The organism is Bradyrhizobium sp. 190 (assembly GCF_023073415.1).
Classification (GTDB): domain Bacteria; phylum Pseudomonadota; class Alphaproteobacteria; order Rhizobiales; family Xanthobacteraceae; genus Bradyrhizobium.
The window spans coordinates 950,613-971,249 of record NZ_JADPJL010000012.1 but is presented as its reverse complement, the minus strand read 5'-3'; the positions used below and the strand labels follow the sequence as shown (position 1 = coordinate 971,249).

Here is a 20,637-nt window from a genome sequence, read left to right as displayed (position 1 = left end):
CCCTTTGGGTGCGTCGACCCTCCCCCTCCAGGGGAGGGTAACAATCAGGCCGCCTTCGGCAACGCGGCCTTGGTCTCGGCGAACGCCCAGTCGATCCACTGCGTCAGCAGCGCGACGTCGGAGGCTTCCACGGTGGCGCCGCACCAGATCCGCAAGCCCGCCGGCGCGTCGCGGTAATAGGCGAAGTCGTAACCGGCGCCTTCCTTCTCGACCAGCGCAACAAGCTTCTTGGAGAACTCGGCCTGCGCATCCGCCGTCAGCGAGGTGATCGCCGGATCGACGAACTTGAGACACACCGAGGTGTTGGAACGCATGGACGCTTCCTTGGCCAGGAAATCGATCCACGGCGTCTTCGCCTTCCAATCCGACAGCACCTTGGTGTTGGCGTCGGCGCGCGCGATCAGGGCCTTGAGGCCGCCGATCGATTTCGCCCAGTTCAGCGCATCGAGATAATCTTCCACGCACAGCATCGACGGCGTGTTGATGGTCTCGCCCTCGAAGATGCCCTGGTTGAGCTTGCCGCCCTTGGTCAGGCGGAAAATCTTCGGCAGCGGCCAAGCCGGCTTGTAGGTCTCGAGCCGCTCCACCGCGCGCGGTGAGAGGATCAGCATGCCGTGCGCGGCTTCGCCGCCCAGCGCCTTCTGCCAGGAGAACGTCACCACATCGAGTTTTGCAAAATCGAGCGGCTGCGCGAAAGCGGCAGACGTCGCGTCGCAGATGGTGAGACCCTGACGATCAGCACTGATCCAGTCGGCGTTCGGCACGCGCACGCCAGACGTCGTGCCGTTCCAGGTGAAGACGATGTCGGACGCCGGATCGGCCTTGGAGAGGTCGGGAAGATCGCCATAGCCGGCATGCAGCTTGGTGACGTCCTTCAGCTTCAATTCCTTGACGATGTCGCTGACCCAGCCCTCGCCGAAGGATTCCCAGGCGATGGTGGTGACGGGGCGCGCGCCGAGCAGCGACCACAACGCCATTTCGACCGCGCCGGTATCGGACGCCGGCACGATGCCGATCTTGTAATCGGCGGGCACTTCAAGCACTTCGCGCGTCAGTTCGATCGCGAGCTTGAGTTTTGCCTTGCCGACCTTCGCGCGATGCGAGCGGCCGAGGGCGGCGTCCTTGAGGTTTTGGGGATTCCAGCCAGGGCGCTTGGCGCAGGGGCCGGAGGAAAAATGCGGCACGTTCGGCCGCGAAGCGGGCTTCGCCACGGTCATAATCTATCCTTCCAGATAGTAAGCCTCCCGTTGGGGGGAGGTGTCCCGCCGCGGTGATTATTGGAATCGGACCCGATCGTCAAGAAACTTCGGGCGCTTCACGCCCGATTGATGCGTGCTCGTCCGCAACGGCAGCCGGTTCCTGCTGCAGGAGTTCGGCGGCATCGGTGACCAGTTTGGCGGCCTGCTGCCGACTCGAGACCTTCAAAATGCTGGCCTTGCCGGCCTGAACGACATATTCGCTTCCAATCCGAACAATCGAATATTTTTTCATCTGAAATCCCCAAGCTGCCCAAAGCCCCATGGGAGACGCTGGCATAGCGGAGACGTTCCGGTCCGTAAAATCACGGACGCACGCGTAGTTTATCGGTTGTTAACCGGATCGCACAGTGACGACTACCTCTGGCATTCGTTGCAAGTGCGCTTCAACCGCAGTTGGCTCACCTTATGTTCTGACGCGTTTTCTTTACGCGAACCGGATTCCACCCGGCATCACGTGCGGGACAGGCATCGCTCGAAAACGCTACGGCCATTAAAATCGAAAAGTCATGCCGACATGGCTGCGCGCAAAGCCCTGCCGCTCATAAAATCGCTGCGCATCGACGCGGGTGTGATGCGTCAGCAATTCGACCAGCTTGCATCCCTTGGCCCGCGCTTCCGCAACCGCCCACTGCACCATCTGCTCGCCGATGCCGCGGCTGCGACAGTGGCTGGCGACACGAACATCCTCGATCAGGCCGCGCGAGGCGCCCTGCGAACTCAGCCCCGGCAGGATACATAGCTGCAGGCAGCCGACCACGGCGCCCTTGCCGTCCTCAGCGACGACGAGCTGGATGTTTGGATCGTGGTCGACCGTTTCGAACGCCGCGAAATAGGATTGTGGCAGCGGATCCTCGATCCGCTCACGGCCGCCGCCGAGCGGATCGTCCGCCAGCATAGTGATGATGGTCCCAACATCCTCGCGGCGGGCACGGCGGATGGTGACCTCTGAGATGGCAGACATGACGATTTCCAGTGACGTCAGCGCGCCGGCGGCAGGCCGAGGAATTTTTCGGTCGCGCCGATCCAGCGGCGTACCGCGGCGTAGCCATCGAGATGAAAGCCGCCTTCATGCGCGACGCGCGTATAGGCCAGCAGCGATATGTCGGCGAGCGTAACGGCGTCGCCGACCAGAAATGGCGTGATGGCGAGCTGGTGCTCCATCCGCGCCAGCGCCGTATAGCCGCGCTTGACCTTGTCGGGGTCGAGGTCGGAAGCCGGCTTGCCCAGATAGAACATATGGAAACGGCAGACCGCGATGTACGGCTCGTGGCTGTACTGTTCCCAGAACAGCCACTCGTCCATCTTCCCTGCCGCGAACGCATCCTGCGGAATGAGATGAGAACTGCGGGCGAGATAACGGATGATGGCGTTGGATTGCGCCAGCGTGCGGCCGTCGTCGAGTTCGACAGTAGGCACCTGGCCGGCGCCGTTGAGCTTGAGGAATTCCGCGGTGCGCGTCTCGCCCTTGAGCGTATCGACCGCAATCCAGGTATAGGGCAGCGCGAGATGGTCGCACACCCACTTCACCTTCAGGCAATTGCCGGAATTGGTATCGCCGTAGACCTTCATGCGCCGTCCTCGTTAACGGCGACACTGCAACAGGCGGCGGCAGATCTGTCAACGGCGCCGGATCGGCACCGCCGCGGCGGGATCAGAATTTGTAACCGAGACCGGCCTTCACCGTGTTGACGCTGGTCTCGACATTGCTCTTGCTGAACCGGAGATGCTCCCACTCGGCACGAAGGAAAAGCCCCGCGTATAGCATTATGTCGACCCCCATACCTCCGGCAAACCCCATGATGAAATGGGAGTTGGCGTTGTCCGTCATGCCGTAGGCGGCCCCGTAATTTGGAAGCGGGGGAACGGCGGTGCCGACATACTGATAGTTAAGGTCCACATCGGCCCTGCGATTGATGTTCGCCTGCCCCAGCGCGAGGCCGACAAATCCATAAGGCAGGAAATTGCCGACGGGGTATGCGGCTCGCGCCCGCAACGAGCCGTAATCGGTGATCTTCATCGAGGCCGACGAGGATGCTGCAGCGTACGTCACGTAGTCAGTCGGGTACTGGAACACGCGGGCCTGACCGCCGCTGCTGGCTCCGAAGAAATTGCCGTGGGTATAGTTCAGCTCAACGCCGATGACGGCCTCGCTAAACTGAAAATTGTAGCCGATGAACCCGCCAAAGCCGCTGCTTTGCATATGGGCCTTGCCGAGCAGGGGCCACTTGGAGATGTTGAACTCCGTTTCCAGATCGACGTTGTTCAAGAGCTTGGCGAGCAGATCCTGGCCGGAGTTGGTAAAGTCCATGTCCGCTGCACCGTGGGAAGCGTGGCCACCGATATAGGTGCCCCCCCAATTGACGCTGGCTTTGCTCAGCCCCTCGGTGAAGCTGCCGCGCAGGAACGGTAGGTCCGGCATATCGGCCGCCTGAGCGCCGCTTACCGCTCCGCACATCACAGCCACCAGCAACAATCGACGCATCGCTACGCTCCATCAGCATACCCTGAACTTGCGCTGATCATCGCCTGTTAACCTTAATCAATCGTTGTCGCGTGCACCGATTGGGCGCAATCTTGTCGGAAAGCTGGCAAACATTTTCAGCCCGCCGCAGATCCCGCATCGGCATGCGCCAAAAGCAAACGGCGCGGGAAGTGCCCCGCGCCGTTCGGCAACCGTTAACGAATGGAAGTCGCGATTAACCTTTGCGCATCAGCGGCGGCGCGTAGACCGGCGGGTTGGCCAGATCCCAGCGCACGCCGAGCTTGAGGTCGTGCGAGGTGATGTCCTTGAATCCCATTCTATTGTTGTTCGCGAACCCCGTGAAATCGGAGACGACTCCCGTCGTTGCATTTCCAAGGCTCACATAGCTATAGGCCAATTCCACCGTGAAGTTCGGAGTTACCCGATAAGCCAAACCAGTATGCAGAGCCCAGGCAAAATTCCACTTTGATGCGGACGGGGCTGACGCAACACCTCCCGTTGGCGTGTTGGTATCGACATAATGCGAGATCGTGTTCTGTGCAAAGCCAACGCCGGCCCCGATGAATGGCGTCACGCACCACCAAGTCCCGAGATCCGCGTAAGCGTTGGCCAAAACCAGCCACTCAGATTTGCTGCCGGTATAAGTGTCCACACCAGCTGTGGGTACGCCGGCATTGCTGAAGACGAACCTGTCTGTCGAGTGGAAGTTGGCTTTGCCGCGATATTGCCCAATCACGTCGGTCCGGAACCAATTGTTGAACCGGTAGCCGACACCAATGCCGAAGATACCTGCGGTATCAAAACCATTGTCCTGTTCAAGCGACAACAAGCTGGAATAGGTAACCCATTCCTTGGTCTTGACGCGCTGATTGCTGAATCCGATATCGCCGCGCAGATACCAGCCGCCGAAATCTTCGACCACCGGAGCCGCATACGCTGGAGGAGGCGCGATGGCCATGTCGGCAGCGAACGCGGCCGAGGACAACAAAGTGGCCGCTCCTGCGGCAATGAATGACTTAACGCTACGCATGGGCTTCGTCCTTTTGTCCGGTGAGGCTGACTGCGAAAAATCCTCACTTCAAAAACTCACGGACGGACGATGGCATTAAATGCTTAAGCGGCGCTTAACCCTAATTTTTAAGGTTGACAAACTCTGACTTTTTCTCGCGCCCCCTGTTCGCGACGCGCAAGTTGACGTTTCGGCAACACAGGTGAATGGCAAGCCGCCATACATCCTAACGATGTATTGAAGGAAGGCGCTCGTCATCGCGCAGCGTTAAGGTGTTGTTGACGCGACGGCATCGCCTGTCGCGCGCGCCCAATTTAGCCAGCCGACCAAAGCGCGCCCTCGGCGAGCTGATGCGAGCATCCCTAACTGAACACCAACGCGCGCAGCATAACGACCATCACTTGATATTGCTCCCGATCCAATCAAGCACAAAATCCGCCACCTGAAGGTTGTTTCTGTCCTGCATCATCATGTGGGAGTTACCCTTCATCCCCACATCGGGAAGCCGAATGAGAGTGGCCTTGCCTCCTTGCTGCTTGTTGATGCGCTCCACGACAGCCCTTCGTCCTTCGTAGCGGGCGCGACCGGTAAAGACGGGAGCATCCAGGTGGTCGCCGAACAGTTCGAGCACCGGGATGCCCCGGTAGGCTTCGATCTGGGCCTCGGTGGGGACAATGGCCTGCGCACCTTCGATGTTGACCACCGCCTTGACCAGACGGGGTCGAATCTCGACGAGGGCATCCGCAAAGGGGCCGGCGAGCGAATGCACCACGACGACGGCCGGACCGATCTTGTCGAGCAACGCCGCAAGTGCGCGAGGGGCGGTCGCCATCGCGCCGCCTTCGAGCGTCGCTTCTCCAAACGGCACACCTTGCGACCCGAAGGCAGCGAACGCCTCGGTCGGATATTGGGTGTCGGGAAACGCCGTTCCGGATGTCGGCCCGAAACGAAAGAGCGGCCACGCCAGCTCGGCTGTCACCATCAGCACGTTGCCCGGCAAAGCGGCCACGCTGGACTCAGCCTTCGCCTGGTTGATTGCCGTCGCGTTGAACCCCGAGCGGCCTCGGCCGGGCGTATCAACGACGTAGACCGCGTAGCCCTTGCGCACCAGGTAGGTCGCCCAGCCCTCGCGGCCATCCGGCGTGGTCTCGTAACTGACGCCGGTCAACCCGCCACCGTGGACCAGCACGATCGGCACCGGATTGGTGCGCTGGGCCGGGATCCGATAATGCACATACATCTGGTTGACGGTCACGGTGCCGGGTCGCGAAGGCCCTGCGGGAGATGCACCCGGATTCGTTGACACCAGGGACGTTCCGCCGACGAAGAACGTGCCTTCGTCTGCCAGATTGAGGGGGCCGCCGAGAGAATTCGCCGAGGCGCTCTCGCTCGTGGCCGAGCCCGCCAGGAGAATGACGCCAACAGAGAACAAAACGCGCGATAGTGAGTGCATGCGATTGCCTTCCCTTCTTGTGCATTCGTCGATGTGGAACGGGGCGCGACCGGGCCGCGCGCGCTACCGGCTCAGGCGGTGGCGCGCATGCTGGACGTCCTTCAGCAGATCCAGCGCCACGTCGATGATCATGTCCTCTTGTCCACCGACCATCTTTCGCCTGCCCAGTTCGACCAGAATGTCGACGGCCTTCAGTCCGTACTTGTCTGCCGCAACCTCCGCGTGGCGCAGGAAGCTCGAGTACACGCCGGCGTAACCGAGGGCCAATGTCTCCCGGTCAACACGCACCGGCCGATCCTGTAGAGGCCGCACTATCTCGTCTGCCGCATCCATCAGGGTGTACAGGTCGGTGCCGTGATTCCAGCCCATGCGATCGGCCGCCGCGATGAATTCTTCCAGCGGAGCATTGCCCGCACCGGCACCCATCCCGGCCAGGCTGGCGTCAACGCGGTCGCAGCCCTCCTCCACGGCAACGATCGAATTCGCGACTCCCAGGCTGAGGTTGTGATGGGCGTGGATGCCTGTTTGTGTCTCGGGTTTCAGCACCTCCTTGAAGGCGCGGATGCGCTCCCGCACGTCGTTCATGCTGAGTGCCCCGCCGGAGTCGACGACGTAGACGCACGTAGCGCCGTGGCTCTCCATCAGCTTGGCCTGCTCGGCGAGCTTCCGGGGCGTCGCCATGTGGCTCATCATCAGGAAGCCAACCGCGTCCATGCCCAACTCGCGCGCGTACTCCAGATGCTGGCGCGAGACATCTGCCTCGGTGCAGTGCGTTGCGACGCGCACGACGCGAGCGCCCGCGCCGCAGGCCTGGCGCAGATCGTGCGTGGTGCCGATGCCAGGCAGCAGCAACGTGGCGACCTTGGCCTTCTTTACCGTCTCGGCGACGGCCGATATCCACTCCACGTCGGTGTGCGCACCGAAACCGTAGTTGAAACTGGACCCTTCGAGACCATCGCCGTGCGCCACCTCGATGCTGTCGACGCCAGCCGCATCCAGCGCCGCGGCGATCGCCTTCATTTGGGCGATGCTGTACTGATGGCGAATGGCGTGGCTGCCATCGCGCAGCGTCACGTCCGAAATGTAGAGCTTCCTGCTCATGCCGATACTCCCTGATGGTTCGGCGAAGCTCACGCCGGTTGCTTCAGACCGCGGGCGATGCCCGCCTCGATACGTCGGCGAGCCATCATGTCGCCGCACGCCAGCGCCGCCGAGGTCATGATGTCCAGATTGCCGGCGTAGGAAGGCAGGTAGTGCTCCGCGCCCTCTACTTCGAGGAAGACGGACGTCTTCAGACCATGCCTTGGCCCCAGCTTCGGCACGTTGAGTGGCGCGGCCAGTGGAATGACATCGAACTGCACCCGCTGCTTGAGCCGATAACCCGGCACATAGGACTGCACGCGCGCGACCATCTCGGCGATGCCAGCCTCGATCGCGGCCCGCTCTGCGAGTTCAGACAGCACGAACACGGTGTCACGCATGATAAGCGGCGGCTCGGCCGGGTTCAGGACGATGACAGCCTTGCCCCGCTCAGCGCCGCCAAGTTTTTCGATCGCCGCACGCGTGGTCTCGGTGAACTCGTCGATATTGGCCCGCGTGCCGGGCCCGGCCGACTTGCTCGAGATGGACGCCACGATCTCCGCGTAGTGAACCTTCGCGACACGAGATACGGCAGCGACGATGGGGATCGTGGCCTGCCCGCCGCAAGTCACCATGTTCATGTTGGAGGCGTTCTCGGCCTCCAGGTTGATCGCCGGAATCACGTAGGGACCGACAGCCGCGGGGGTGAGATCGATCACCTGGATGCCATGACGCTGCAGCACCTCGTTGTGATGCCGGTGAGCACCCGCCGACGTGGCGTCGAAGACGACGTCGATCTCGCCGAATACGTCAAGCTTGAGCAGTCCGTCGATTCCTTCGGCGGTGGTCGCGACGTTGAGGCGCTTTGCACGTGCGAGGCCATCCGACTGGGGATCGACGCCCACCATTGCCCCCATTTCAATGTGTCTTGCCTGGCGTATCACCTTGATCATGAGATCGGTGCCGATGTTGCCAGAGCCGATGATCGCGGCCTTGACCTTGTGAATCGTTGCGTTGGGCATCGGTCAGTTCACCATGTGGAAGCCGGCGCCGCCCAGCCGTTCCATCTCGATCGAGACATACTGGCCGGGCTTGATCCACTCGGCCGGTGTAGCGCCGCCCGCCATCACCACCCAGCCGGCCTGCAGCGGCTCGCCCGCCGCATCGGAAAGGCGCGCAGCGGCGACCAGCGATCGAAGCGGGTGACCGAGGATTGCGGCCGTGGATCCCACCTGCACGGTGCGGCCGTCGATGCTCATGGTGAGGCCGAGATTGCTGAAATCCTCGCGCGGGTCGGTCCACGGCCCGACCACGATCCCACTGGATGACGCGTTGTCGGCAATCACCTCGGGCAATGTGAACTTGAAGTCGCGATAGCGCGAATCGATAATTTCGAGCGCAGGCGCGACGGCTTCCACACTGGCGAGCGCTTCCGCGGCGGTGACATGGCCTGGCAACGGCTTCTTCAGGAGGAACGCGATTTCCGGTTCCGCGCGCGGATGTACGAAGCGCGCGAACGATGCGGCCATGCCCTCCTCGATCAGCATATCGCCGGTCAAACGCCCCCAGATGACGTCGCTGAGGCCCATCTGGACCATTTTGGCGCGGCTCGTGAATCCCATCTTCACGCCGACGCGACGCGCGCCGCGCGACACGCGGCGCTGGATCGACACCCGCTGGATCGCGTACGCATCCTCCAGCGACAGGTGACCCTCAGGATCGATCTGCGCGATTTCGCAGGCGTCGCGCGCCGCGGCGTCGAGCTGCTCTGCCAATTCCTCGACACGGCTCATGTGAGTTGTCTTCCTGTCGGGTCAGTTTCGAATACGGCCTTGACGCTGCCCAAGCCGTTGATGCGGGTTTCGAAGATGTCGCCTGCATTCACAGCGACCATGGGTCCAAGGGCACCGGAAAGCACCAGGTGGCCTGCGCGGAGCGGCTGCCCCACGGCGGCCATCGTTCGGGCAAGCCAGACCACTGCATTGAGCGGGTTGCCGAGGCACGCTGCACCGGCGCCGACGGATACGGGTTCACCGCGCCGCGTCATCACCATCCCGCAAAGCCGGAGGTCGACGTCGGATAATTTTTTCGGCGTGCTTCCAAGCACGTATGCGCTGGAGGAGGCGTTGTCCGCCACGGTGTCGACGAAGCGGATGTTCCAGTTCGCAATACGGCTGCCGACGATCTCGAGTGCGGGCAGCAGGTGATCGATCGCCTGGATGACGTCGGCGTGTCCGGGCTTCTCCATGTCCAGGTCGCGCCCGAGAACGAACGCCACCTCCGCCTCGATCTTGGGCTGCTGCAGCCCGTCCATCGAAACCGGTTCGCCGTCGCCGAATCCCATGTCGTCGAACAGCATGCCAAAGTCAGGTTGGTCGACGCCGAGTTGCGCCTGCACCGCCTTCGCCGTCAGGCCGACCTTGCAGCCGACGATGCGTCTACCCTCCTCGCGCACGCGATGCTCCGTGTTCGTGCGCTGGATTGCATAGGCGTCGGCCGCCGTCATCAATGGGAACGTCTCGCGCAACGGAGCGATCAAATCTCCGGTGCGGGCTGCATCGCGCAGAGAACGTGCGGCGCCGACGGTATCGATGGAAAATGTCGCCATGGCGTTGACCTGCATGATCGTCACAAGGAACGGTCGCCGAGACCTACCTTGGCGTAGATCTCGTTGACATGCCGCTTGACGCTTTCGGGAGTGGTGTCGTGCTCCGCCATGTGGGCCCAGCCCACCTTCTCGCGCGCATACCGACCGACCTCTTCGTCCTGATCGCCGGTAGCGCCGCTGATACCGTAGGCGCCGACCATCTCAGCGCCCCTGAAGACCGGCGCACAGCCGCCGGAAGCGACAACCTGGCCATTGGTAAATACAGCGGCGTTCATCAGCATCTGAGGGTTGCGTTCCTTGAACCACTGCTGGATGACCAGCCCGTCCGCGAAGCGCGGACTCATCGATCGGAAGGCGGCGACGGTGAATGCCTTGGCGCGCGCGGTATCGGGCGTGATGAAGCCGGCATCGTCCATGCGCTCCAGCGCAATCAGGTGCCCCTCGGGTCCGACGATCGCGACCGAGACGGGCACGCCCATTTCGGCAGCCTTTTCGGTGACAGCCTGGATGAACGCGCGGCACTCCACGGCTCGCAACTTGGCCATGTGCAATCTCCTTTCGTGTTCAGCAGTTCATTCGCGCTTGATGCCGGCAGTCTGGATGACCTTGGCCCATTTGCCGGTTTCGCTGCGGATGTAGTCGGCAAACTCGTTTGGGGTGGACTTGACGATCTCGATGCCCTGGGCGCGGAACTGGTTCTGGATATCCGGCTGGTCGAGGGCGGCGTGGGTCGCGGCCTGAATTTTCGCCACCACTTCGGGCGGCGTGCCCACGGGCAGCAGGAAACCAAACCACACCGAGCTTTCGAAGTCCTTGAATCCGAGTTCCTGCACCGTCGGCAGATCGGGCGCGAGAGGCGTTCGCTTCGCGCCGGTCGTCGCAAGCGCCTTCAACGTACCGGCGGCGATGTGCGGCAACACGGTGGAGGCCGGCGAGAACATAACCGCCACCTGACCGCCGAGCAGGTCCGTCACGGCCGGTGTGCTGCCACGGTACGGCACGTGCTGCATCTTGATGCCAGCCATCGCGGAGAAGAGTTCGCCGGACAAATGAGGCGACGTGCCGTGGCCCGAGGAAGCATATGCGATCTCGCCCGGCTTCGTCTTCGCGGCGTGGATCAACTGGTCGACCGATGTAACGCCGAGCGACGGATTCACCACCAGTATGTTCGGCACGCTGCCAATCATCGTGACCGCGGCGAAATCCTTTGCCGGGTCGGGCGAGTTAGGGTCCGCGAATGCGGCGTTGATCGTGTTCGCGACCGTTCCAACGAAGATCGTGTAACCGTCGGGAGGAGACGTCGCAACCGCTTTGGCCGCGATACTGCTCGCTGCGCCGGGCCGGTTGTCGACGATGAAAGGCTGACCCAGTCGTTTGGCCAACGCTTCCGCTACGGCGCGGGCTGCAACGTCGGTGGCACTTCCCGCCGGAAACCCGACGACCACCTTCACCACGCGAGAGGGATAGCTGTCTTGCGCCCAGGCTGCGGGCGCGACGGTTGCCGCCGCTGCAAGCAACATCGCTCCAAGGCATTGACGTCGATCCATGTCGTTTCCTCGTTCTGATTGTTGCGCTGTTGTGCTCACTAGAGGCGCACGCGACGCATGATTCAAACGATTATTTCCAATCAATTGATTGGGGAAACTCATGAATGCGGTCGTTTGCGATCGTTGGGATCGTTCGCGCGTTGGTCGGGTTCGAAGCTTCAGGCGGGCGCCCGCAATGTACCCTGGGTTGTCGACGAAGAACGATGAGCGTGTTTATTCATGAGCCGCGGTTCGCCGCCAAGCATCCTGCGCCACAACGCAACAAACTGTGTCGCACGGCGTCTATGACGGTGACGGGCGTCGGCGTTGTAAGTGCCGGCCGGTGAACTTATAATGCAGGTGATATCTTCTGCCAGATTTATGAATCTTGCCAATGAATGTGACCGTCCGTCAGTTGCGCGCCTTCGTCTTTGTGGCTCAGCTCAAGAGCTTCACGAAGGCGGCGGAGCGCCTGTACCTGACGCAATCAGCTTTAAGTCTGCTGATCCGTCAGCTCGAGGATAACCTGCAAGTCCAGCTTATCGAGCGCTCCACTCGCAAGGTCGAATTGACTGCCGCCGGGCTGGAGCTCATGGGCAGCGCCGAACGACTGTTGGACGATCTCGATGCGACACTCGCGAACGTCGCGGAGCTGGGGGCGAAGCAGCGCGGCAAGGTCGTCGTTGCCGCTCCTTATATCCTTGCCACCACATTCCTCGTCGAAGTGATTGCCGAGTTCAGGGCTCGCTACCCGACGATCTCGGTGCACCTGAAGGATTCATTGCCTGAGCAGGTTCTGATGCAGGTCCGCAGCGGCGGAGCCGATCTCGGCATAGGCAGTTTCCGCGAGCACGAGCCAGAACTGCAATGGACCCCCCTGTTCCAGGAGCCGCTGGTGGCAGTCTATCCGCGCGGCCATCCGATCGGGAAACTACCCCGGCTCAATTGGAGCGATCTCGCCGGTCTGCCGGTGATCTCCCTGAACCGCGACAGCATCTTCCGGGATTTGACCGAGGACGGCTTTTCCCAGGCTGGCCTGACCTTGGCACCGGCCTATGAGGTCGCCTATGCGGGGACGGCGCTGGCGCTGGTTCGGGCTGGCCTCGGCATAGCCATCCTGCCGCAATGCGTTGGAATCCTGACCGACCCGACGATTAGCCTCCGGCCGCTGGAAAACCCGCAGATCCTGCGCTCCGTCGCGGTGATCACACGAAACGGCCGATCTCTCTCCCCCGCCGCCGAGGCGTTCGTCGATATGTTGCGCAAGTCTGCGAAATTGCCGACCAGCCTGGCAACGTCGCCGCGTCAACCACGCCCTTCGCGGCGCGCGGCGCGCGATTGAAATTCCCTTTGAAGCAATTTCTGATGCGGCTACGGCTCGGCAGGTGGATGAAACCAGCCCGCTTGACAGACCAAATTAGCGCACGTGCTTCGGCATCTTCGGCAGGAACACCGCGAGCAGACCGAGCGCGGGCAGGAACGCGCAGAGATGATAGACGAAGGCGATCCCGGTGTGATCGGCGAGCTTGCCGAGCACGGCTGCGCCAAGTCCGCCGATGCCGAAGGCGACACCGAAGAACACGCCGGAGATCATCCCGAAGCGGTGCGGCATCAGCTCCTGCGCGAACACGATGATCGACGACGTCGCCGACGAGAGGATGAGGCCGATGAACACCGTCAGCACGGCGCTTCCGAACAGGCCGGCATAGGGCAGCGCCAGCGTGAACGGCAGCGCGCCGAGAATCGAGAACCAGATGACGTATTTGCGGCCGAAGCGGTCGCCGAGCGGCCCGCCGAAGAACGCGCCCGCCGCATTGGCCGCGAGAAAGAGAAAGAGGTAGAGCTGGGCTGCCTGCGTCGGCACCTGAAACCTGTCGATCAGATAGAAGATGTAATAGCTCGACAGGCTCGACACGTAGAGCTGTTTTGAAAACAGCAGCGCGACCAGCACCGCGAGCGCTATTTTCACGCGCCGGGAATCCAGCAGGTCCGGATGACGTTCCACTGCGGCCGATTTCTTCGTCGCGATCTGCGGCTTGTACCAGACGCCGATCCGCCACAGGATCACGATCGCCAGAAACGCGATCGATGAAAACCAGGCGATGCTCGGCTGGCCGAACGGCACTACGATCAGCGCCGCCAGCACCGGCCCCATCGACGTGCCGAAACTGCCGCCGAGCTGAAACACCGACTGCGCCATGCCGTAGCGGCCACCGGAAGCAAGGCGCGCGATCCGCGCCGACTCCGGATGGAATACCGCCGAGCCGAGGCCTACCAGGGCGGCTGCGATCAGGATCATGGGATAGAGATGCGCAACGCTCAGCAGCAGCAATCCGAAGAAGGTGAAGCCCATGCCGATCGCAAGCGAGAACGGTTGCGCCTTCTTGTCGGCGAAATGCCCGACGACGGGCTGCAGCAGCGACGCGGTAAACTGGAACGCCAGCGTGATCATGCCGATCTGCCCGTAGTCCAGCGCGTAAGCATCCTTCAGGATCGGATAGACCGAGGCGATCAGCGACTGCATGGTGTCGTTGAGGAAATGCGAGAAGCTGATGCCGGTCAGCACGACATAAGCCGGCCCCGCGACAGCCGCCTTGGCTGCAAGGCCTGGCGCCGCGTCCGACACGACCACCGGCGCGGTCGCCGTTTCCTCTGAGACGATGACGGGCTTGTTCAAGGGCACATTTCCGGAAAGAATCGCAGACAGGCAATGTCTCGTGTTCTACGGCCGGGCCATCGTCGCGACCAGCATCAATAGCTTATGGCTGCGATGCGTTGCCGCACCACCGATCAGCGATCCCGCGCTGTCAGAATAAAAGTGGCTTATGCCGCCGCGGCGTGACCGAGCGCGGTGACGATCTGATCGACGACGTCTTCGACCAGGATGCGGTCGTCGCCCTCGCCCATCACGCGGATCACGGGCTCGGTGCCGGACGAACGGACCAAGAGACGGCCGTGGCCGTTGAGGCGATTCTCGCCGTCCATGATCGCCGATTTGACCTCGGCATCGTCGAGCGGCTTGCCGCTGCGATAGCGCACGTTCTTGAGGATCTGCGGCAGCGGATCGAAGCGGTGGCAGACTTCCGACACCGGACGGCGAAGCTTTTGCACCACGGCAAGCACCTGCAGCGCGGCGACGAAGCCGTCACCTGTCGTGGCGTAGTCGGAGAGAATGATATGGCCTGAGGGTTCGCCGCCGAGATTGTAGCCCTGCTTGAGCATCTGCTCGAGCACGTAGCGATCGCCGACCGGCGTGCGCACCATGCCGATGCCCTGCCCTTCGAGGAAGCGTTCGAGCCCGAGATTGGACATTACGGTGGCGACGATACCGGGCTTGGCGAGACGGCCGTCTTCCTTCCAGCTTTGCGCGATCACCGCGAGCAGCTGGTCGCCGTCGACGACGTGGCCGCGCTCGTCGACCAGGATGACGCGATCGGCGTCGCCGTCGAGCGCGATGCCGATATCGGCGCGCATCTCGCGCACCTTTTTCGCCAGCGCTTCCGGCGAGGTCGAGCCGCATTCCTTGTTGATGTTGAAGCCATCAGGCTCGACGCCGATCGCGATGACGTCGGCGCCCAATTCCCACAGCGCTTCCGGCACCACCTTGTAGGCGGCACCGTGCGCGCAATCGACCACGACGCGCAGGCCGTCGAGCGAGAGCTCGCGCGGCAGCGTGCGCTTGGCGAATTCGATGTAGCGATCATGGACGCCGTCGATGCGGCGGGCGCGCCCGAGGCTGGCGCTCTGCGCGAGACGACGGTCGATCGGCTCGTCGAGCAGTTGCTCGATCTGCTTTTCGACATCGTCGGATAGTTTGAAGCCCTGCGGACCGAACAGCTTGATGCCGTTGTCCTCGAACAGATTGTGGGAAGCCGAGATCATCACGCCGAGATCGGCGCGCATCGACTTGGTCAGCATCGCGACCGCCGGCGTCGGCATCGGGCCGAGCAGCAGCACATCCATGCCGACCGAGGTGAAGCCCGCCACCATGGCGTATTCGATCATGTAGCCGGAGAGCCGGGTGTCCTTGCCGATTACGACGCGGTGGCGATGATCGCCGCGCTGAAACACCAGGCCAGCCGCCTGCCCCACCTTGAGCGCGAGCTCCGGTGTGATCAATCCATTGGCGCGGCCCCGAATTCCGTCGGTACCGAAATATTTGCGGCTCATGTGACCCCCAGCATTTCGGGGCTCCTTCAGGCCATATAATAGCCAAGAATCCCCGAACACGCTCCATGGTAGCGTGCAGCCGTTATAATCCCTCAGCCGCAAAAATGGCTTCAAAAAATATGATGAATCATTACGGCCATCGCGGTCGTTTTCATATATAAACCATTGTTATTACTTGATTTTGTTAAAAACAGGCAGGGCCGGGCCGAAGCGCTGATCCCGCCGCTTGCCGTGATGGTCGCCTTTCGAGGGCGCTGGCTGGGTGACGCTGACCGGATCGGAGGCCGGAAAGGTCCCTTTCAGCCCCTCCTCCAGGGCGTCGTCCAGCCGGCGCTTTTCTGCGCGATCCTGTGAGCCGGCGTCGACATTTGAAACTTTGCGCGGTCCGGTCATGGCATGTCCTCGCCTCGCGAGTGGCGCCGCGAGATGCGATTTGGCTCGCCAACCAACCATGATAGATGACAACACAACGAAGGAATTCAAGAAGGGTCCGGACGTCCATGAAGCACATCACCTGCATTGAGGATCTGCGCCAGTTGCACAAGCGCCGCGTTCCCAAGGCCTTCTTCGACTATGCCGATCGCGGCTCCTATACCGAGGACACGCTGCGCGCCAATTCCGAGGATCTTCGCCAGATCAAGTTCCGCCAGCGCATCCTGGTCGATGTCTCCAAGCGCGACCTCTCCACCACGATCCTCGGCGAGCCGGCCGCGATGCCCTTGATCCTAGCCCCGATCGGCCTGCTCGGCATGCAGCATGGCGACGGCGAGATTCATGCCTGCCGCGCCGCGCAGGCGGCCGGCATTCCCTTTACCCAGAGCACCATGTCGATCTGCTCGATCGAGGATATCGCAGCCGCCGTCGACAAGCCGTTCTGGTTCCAGCTCTACGTGATGAAGGACCGCGGCTTCATCAAGGCGCTGATCGAGCGCGCGATCGCGGCGAAATGCTCGGCGCTGGTGCTGACCGTCGACCTGCAGGTGATCGGGCAGCGCCACCAGGACATCAAGAACGGCATGACGGTGCCGCCGGAATGGTCGCTGTCGAAACTGCTCGACTTCGCCAGCAAGCCGTCGTGGGTCGCCGGCGTGCTGCGCGGCAAGCGCCGCAGCTTCGGCAACATCGTCGGCCACGTCAAAGGCACCGAGGACCTCACCAAATTGTCGGAATGGACGGCGTCGCAATTCGACACCTCGCTGAACTGGAGGGACATCGACTGGATCCGATCTATCTGGCCGGGCAAGCTGATCCTGAAAGGCATTTTGGACGTCGAGGACGCCGAGCTCGCGGTCAAGACCGGAGCGCAGGCCATCGTCGTGTCCAACCATGGCGGCCGCCAGCTCGACGGCGCGCCGTCGTCGATCGAGGTGCTGCCCGAGATCGTCGACACGGTCGGCTCGAAGATGGAAATCATGTTCGACGGCGGTATCCGCTCCGGCCAGGACGTGGTGCGCGCGCTCGCGCTCGGCGCCAAATCCTGCATGATCGGCCGCGCCTATGCCTATGGCCTCGGCGCCGGCGGTGAGGCCGGCGTCACCAAGGCGCTCGACATCATCGCCAAGGAAATGCTCACGACGATGGGCCTGTGCGGCGTGAACACGATCGCCGAGATCGACGATAACGTGCTGGCGGTGTGAGGCGCAGCTATTTCCGTCGTCCCGGCCAGGCCAACGGGTCGCGCGAATGCGCGCCCGGCGACGAGCGCAATTGCGCTCGCACAGCGATGACAGGCTCCGCGCGAGCCGGGACCCATAACCACCGATGTTCGCGATGCGCGAGGCTGTAGCCACAGTTTTGTCCGGCAATGGACATCGGTGCCCCGCGTCCGCGGACACGACTCGTTGATGGAACGCTACTTCACGGTGACGTTGATCTAGATCAAAATGCGCCTGCCGGAACCTGCAGCATAATGGCACACGCGGCACGATAGGACGATCGTCAGTGACTGGATCCGAGGCTTACCATGGCCGAGACACCCAAACTATCCGTCGAGAAGGCACTGCAAAAAATCCGTAGCGCCGACGGGCAAAAATCCAGAAACGAACGGCGCGATGAAGAAATCGACGCGCTCGATGAAGAGATAAAACGCATGAGAGCGCAAAGGTTACGGCTGGAGGGGCACCAGCAGCGTTCGACCAAGCGAAAGTGAACAGGATCGTGCGCCGATGCTTTTCCCAAGCGCCCTGCTCGTTGGCGCGACCCTCCGCTTGATGTAGATCAATGGCGTCCTCCGATACTCGTCCGCTCTGCATCCGAACCAGAACAACGGAGAACTGCACATGAGTGACCTTATCGTGATCGCGTTCCCCACGGAAGCGAAGGCGGAGGAAGTTCGTCAAAAGCTGCTGGCGATGCAGAAGGAATACCTGATCGAGCTGGGCGACGCCGTGATTGCGGTCAAGGACAGCAAAGGAAGCGTCAAGCTCAATCAGCTCATCAACACCACGGCTGCCGGCGCAGTCTCGGGCGCCTTCTGGGGGAGTCTTATCGGTCTGATCTTCCTGATGCCGCTGGTCGGCGCTGCCCTTGGCGCAGCGTCCGGCACACTCGGCGGATATCTGACCGACGTCGGCATCGACGACAAATGGATGAAGGAGACCGCTGCCGCCGTTCAACCCGGAACTGCGGCGCTTTTCGTGCTGGTACGCAAGGTCACCGCCGACAAGGTGCTGGAAGGCCTCAAGGGTGAGGGCGGCAAGGTGTTGAAGACGTCACTCGATCACACCAAAGAGGCGGCGTTGCAGGCGGCGCTGGCCGGCGCCCAGGCTGTTGCTCCTTCGCCGCCTTCCTGAGAAGGTGAATGGCAGCCGTCGCAAGCGCTATTGCAGCTCCAGCTCCAACTTATGCAGATGGCCGAGCGCCGCATCGATTTGTCGCTGCGCCGCCCGCCGTTTTGTTGTCTCTATGCGCAAATCCGCTCCGCGTGCATCAATATCGATACTGGCTGCCACAGATCCAATTGCCGTACGCATCGTAGCAGTTGTTGTAGGAGCCGTAGGCGCCGTAGGCCGCGGCACCAACCGCTGCGGCCCCCACCGCCGCCGCACCGTATCCGCGACGTGGATAATACGCTCCCCGGTAACCATATCCGGGCCGACCTACGCGACCGGCATGAATGGCTCCACCTCGGTAAACGCCTCCAGCTCGGACGGCGCCGCCGTGGAAGCCTCCACCGCCTCGGTATCCGCCGCCACCCCCACGGCGCGCGAACGCGTCGTCCGGGATAAGGCTGGCAGTAACTAGAACGAGTGCTGCAAGAACCGGCAGAACATAGCGAAACATGGCGCTTCCTTCCTGTCGATTGGGCCCGATCATTCGGACTGCAACCAACCCAAATTCGCGGTTATCCACCCCTGGCACAGTTTGACTCTGGCTGAGTAGGCGCTTGACCTAGATCAAAGCTCTGGCTGGATGGCGCGGTTCCGCCTTGGCCGGCACGTGACTTCGGCGAAGCAAACTCTATCGTCGTCCCCGCCTAGTGCGCAATTGCGCACTAGGCGGGGACGACCCGTTGAGAGAGTTCGTCCTTCGCTTCACATCGGTGGCGTGATCCCGTCGCGGCCGACATTGACGCGGGCCGCTTCCAGCGTGCCGTCGTCCTTTTTCACCGCGCCGAAGATAATGATCTTCGCGCCCGGCTTCAGTTCGGACTTGTCGCCGGCGACGAAAGTGACGATCGGCGTACCCTCCGGCACCACGACTTTCTTTTCCCCGTCCTTGTATTTGACCAGGATGTTCTGCCCGTCGGTGCCCTTCACCGTCTGGGCGACAGTGGCATTCGTCATGGTCGAATTCGGCCGCTGATCCCAGGGCCGAAAACCTTCGGCCGCGCCGCGCTGGTTCTCGGGGAAGATATGCACCGCGACCGCCTTCTGAGTGCCGTCCGGCTCCGGCATCGCGGTGACGCCGATATAGGAGCCTTCCTTGATCTCCGAGAGTTCGGTCTTGGCCACGCCGAACACCGCGACATTGTCGACGACGCGCACCTTCATGTCGGTGCCCTCGCGCGACTTGATCGACAGCATGGGTCCGTCCACGGCCTCGATGCTGCCGCGAATGCGAACCGTCGGCGGCTGTTGCGCCCACGCCGCCGATCCAAGCAGGATGACAAAGGCCAGCGAGGCCGCGAGCAGGCGCGGCCATGAAGAAGATTGCAGCATGGTATTCCTCCCGAGGTGTTTTGGCGCCCAACTCAACGCAAACACCGCACGGGAGTAGCTATTCCAGGGCGCCGCTTTGTTCACTTTGCTTCTCCCCTTGTGGGAGAAGGTGGCGTGGACGCAGTCCACGCCGGATGAGGGGTCTGTCTCCGCGGAGAGAACCCCTCACCCGTCTCGCCGCCGCTTCGCGGCGTCGATCCACCCTCTCCCACAAGGGGAGAGGGAAGAAATTCACATCGGCGGGGTCAGCCCGTCGCGGCCGACGCTGACACGGCTGGTCTCGAGCGAGCCGTCCGGCAGCTTCTTCATGAAGGCGATCACCTTGGCGCCGGGCTTGAGGTCGGACTTGCCGGCGGGAACGTAGGTTACGACGGGCGTCTCCGGGGAGACCACGACTTTCTTCTCGCCGCCTTTGTATTTGATTATCAGGGTGTGACCGTCATTGCCGACCACGGACTCCGCCACCGTTGCGTTGGTCATGGTGGAGTTGGGACGCAGGTCATAGGGCCGCGAGCCCTCGCCGGTGCCGCGCATGGCTTCCGGAAACACATGCACCTCGACCGCGTTCTGGCTGCCGTCCGGTCCCGGCACCGTGGTGGTGCCGATGAAGGAACCGACTTTGATGTCGGACAGCGAGATCTTGCTGATCCCGACGATGTTGACATCGCCGGTCATGTGCAGCTTGACATCTTCGCCGCCACGCGACTTCACGGCGAGCACGTCGCCGTCGACGGCTTCGATGGTGCCGCGAACGCGCGTCGGCGTGGGCGGTTGCTGCGCGATCGCGTAAAGCGTGGAGCCGGCGACCATCGCGACGGCGACAAGCGGGCGAACGAGTTGAAAGCGGCTGACGGACATGCTGGAATCTCCGGTGACGGTCCTGACGTAGC

General features: G+C 62.4%; 22 protein-coding genes. 4 read left to right on the top strand and 18 right to left on the bottom strand.

All coding sequences use genetic code 11. The features are described 5' to 3' along the window. Nucleotides 1-44: 44 nt before the first annotated feature. From IVB22_RS13805 to IVB22_RS13745, 13 genes are all read right to left on the bottom strand, one after another. Nucleotides 45-1,217: a phosphoserine transaminase gene (locus IVB22_RS13805; RefSeq protein WP_247517837.1), complete on the bottom strand. Its 1,173-nt coding sequence runs from the start codon at nt 1,215-1,217 to the stop codon at nt 45-47. Between the two features lie 79 nt (nt 1,218-1,296). Further along, a complete protein-coding gene (locus tag IVB22_RS13800) occupies nt 1,297-1,491 on the bottom strand; it encodes a hypothetical protein (protein WP_247517836.1) in 195 nt (64 codons plus the stop codon). A 258-nt stretch (nt 1,492-1,749) separates the two neighbouring features. After that, nucleotides 1,750-2,220: a GNAT family N-acetyltransferase gene (locus tag IVB22_RS13795; RefSeq protein ID WP_247517835.1), complete on the bottom strand. Its 471-nt coding sequence runs from the start codon at nt 2,218-2,220 to the stop codon at nt 1,750-1,752. 17 nt (nt 2,221-2,237) lie between these two features. Beyond that, entirely contained in the window at nt 2,238-2,828 is a 591-nt protein-coding gene (locus tag IVB22_RS13790; protein ID WP_247517834.1) for a glutathione S-transferase family protein, read from the bottom strand. 82 nt (nt 2,829-2,910) lie between these two features. Further along, entirely contained in the window at nt 2,911-3,741 is an 831-nt protein-coding gene (locus tag IVB22_RS13785) for an outer membrane protein (protein ID WP_247517833.1), read from the bottom strand. Nucleotides 3,742-3,955: 214 nt separating this feature from the next. Continuing rightward, the gene (locus IVB22_RS13780) at nt 3,956-4,771 is read right to left on the bottom strand and encodes an outer membrane protein (protein ID WP_247517832.1); all 816 of its coding nucleotides are present in this window, start codon (nt 4,769-4,771) and stop codon (nt 3,956-3,958) included. Nucleotides 4,772-5,147: 376 nt separating this feature from the next. Further along, entirely contained in the window at nt 5,148-6,005 is an 858-nt protein-coding gene (locus IVB22_RS13775) for an alpha/beta fold hydrolase (RefSeq protein ID WP_247517831.1), read from the bottom strand. A 261-nt stretch (nt 6,006-6,266) separates the two neighbouring features. Then, a complete protein-coding gene (gene dmpG / locus IVB22_RS13770; RefSeq protein WP_247517830.1) occupies nt 6,267-7,304 on the bottom strand; it encodes a 4-hydroxy-2-oxovalerate aldolase in 1,038 nt (345 codons plus the stop codon). Between the two features lie 29 nt (nt 7,305-7,333). Next, nucleotides 7,334-8,305 (bottom strand): acetaldehyde dehydrogenase (acetylating), encoded by a 972-nt coding sequence (locus IVB22_RS13765; RefSeq protein WP_249805125.1) that lies wholly within the window; start codon nt 8,303-8,305, stop codon nt 7,334-7,336. Between the two features lie 3 nt (nt 8,306-8,308). Continuing rightward, a complete protein-coding gene (locus IVB22_RS13760; RefSeq protein WP_247517829.1) occupies nt 8,309-9,076 on the bottom strand; it encodes a 2-keto-4-pentenoate hydratase in 768 nt (255 codons plus the stop codon). Then, on the bottom strand, nt 9,073-9,906 hold the full coding sequence (gene mhpD / locus IVB22_RS13755; RefSeq protein ID WP_276576912.1) for a 2-keto-4-pentenoate hydratase: 834 nt from the start codon (nt 9,904-9,906) through the stop codon (nt 9,073-9,075). The genes IVB22_RS13760 and mhpD overlap by 4 nt, the downstream gene beginning before the upstream one ends. Before the next feature lie 5 nt (nt 9,907-9,911). Further along, nucleotides 9,912-10,436, bottom strand: coding sequence for a heme-binding protein (locus IVB22_RS13750; protein WP_247517828.1), 525 nt, complete (start codon nt 10,434-10,436; stop codon nt 9,912-9,914). A 27-nt stretch (nt 10,437-10,463) separates the two neighbouring features. Then, nucleotides 10,464-11,540 (bottom strand): tripartite tricarboxylate transporter substrate binding protein, encoded by a 1,077-nt coding sequence (locus IVB22_RS13745; RefSeq protein ID WP_247517827.1) that lies wholly within the window; start codon nt 11,538-11,540, stop codon nt 10,464-10,466. Between the two features lie 271 nt (nt 11,541-11,811). On the opposite strand from IVB22_RS13745, the gene IVB22_RS13740 reads away from it, so the two are divergent. Next, nucleotides 11,812-12,759 carry a LysR family transcriptional regulator gene (locus IVB22_RS13740; RefSeq protein WP_247517826.1) on the top strand — a complete coding sequence of 316 codons (948 nt, stop codon included), beginning with the start codon at nt 11,812-11,814 and terminating at the stop codon, nt 12,757-12,759. 75 nt (nt 12,760-12,834) lie between these two features. On the opposite strand, the gene IVB22_RS13735 is transcribed toward IVB22_RS13740, so the two are convergent. From IVB22_RS13735 to IVB22_RS13725, 3 genes are all read right to left on the bottom strand, one after another. Next, nucleotides 12,835-14,094 carry an MFS transporter gene (locus IVB22_RS13735; protein WP_247517825.1) on the bottom strand — a complete coding sequence of 420 codons (1,260 nt, stop codon included), beginning with the start codon at nt 14,092-14,094 and terminating at the stop codon, nt 12,835-12,837. A 146-nt stretch (nt 14,095-14,240) separates the two neighbouring features. Further along, the gene (gene glmM / locus IVB22_RS13730; protein WP_247517824.1) at nt 14,241-15,587 is read right to left on the bottom strand and encodes a phosphoglucosamine mutase; all 1,347 of its coding nucleotides are present in this window, start codon (nt 15,585-15,587) and stop codon (nt 14,241-14,243) included. A 171-nt stretch (nt 15,588-15,758) separates the two neighbouring features. After that, complete coding sequence (locus IVB22_RS13725) at nt 15,759-15,980, bottom strand: hypothetical protein (protein WP_247517823.1); 222 nt, start codon at nt 15,978-15,980, stop codon at nt 15,759-15,761. Between the two features lie 107 nt (nt 15,981-16,087). Here IVB22_RS13725 and IVB22_RS13720 point away from each other — a divergent pair, with 107 nt between their 5' ends. The 3 genes from IVB22_RS13720 to IVB22_RS13710 all read left to right on the top strand — a co-directional run bounded on the left by IVB22_RS13720 (nt 16,088) and on the right by IVB22_RS13710 (nt 18,379). Next, on the top strand, nt 16,088-17,224 hold the full coding sequence (locus IVB22_RS13720; protein WP_247517822.1) for an alpha-hydroxy acid oxidase: 1,137 nt from the start codon (nt 16,088-16,090) through the stop codon (nt 17,222-17,224). Nucleotides 17,225-17,550: 326 nt separating this feature from the next. Then, complete coding sequence (locus tag IVB22_RS13715) at nt 17,551-17,736, top strand: hypothetical protein (protein ID WP_247517821.1); 186 nt, start codon at nt 17,551-17,553, stop codon at nt 17,734-17,736. A 130-nt stretch (nt 17,737-17,866) separates the two neighbouring features. After that, nucleotides 17,867-18,379, top strand: a complete 513-nt coding sequence (locus IVB22_RS13710) for a DUF1269 domain-containing protein (protein ID WP_247517820.1) — start codon at nt 17,867-17,869, stop codon at nt 18,377-18,379. A gap of 741 nt (nt 18,380-19,120) precedes the next feature. On the opposite strand, the gene IVB22_RS13700 is transcribed toward IVB22_RS13710, so the two are convergent. Both IVB22_RS13700 and IVB22_RS13695 read right to left on the bottom strand, forming a co-directional pair. Further along, entirely contained in the window at nt 19,121-19,747 is a 627-nt protein-coding gene (locus tag IVB22_RS13700; protein WP_247517818.1) for a hypothetical protein, read from the bottom strand. Between the two features lie 231 nt (nt 19,748-19,978). Then, a complete protein-coding gene (locus IVB22_RS13695) occupies nt 19,979-20,605 on the bottom strand; it encodes a hypothetical protein (protein WP_374207517.1) in 627 nt (208 codons plus the stop codon). Nucleotides 20,606-20,637 lie beyond the last annotated feature (32 nt).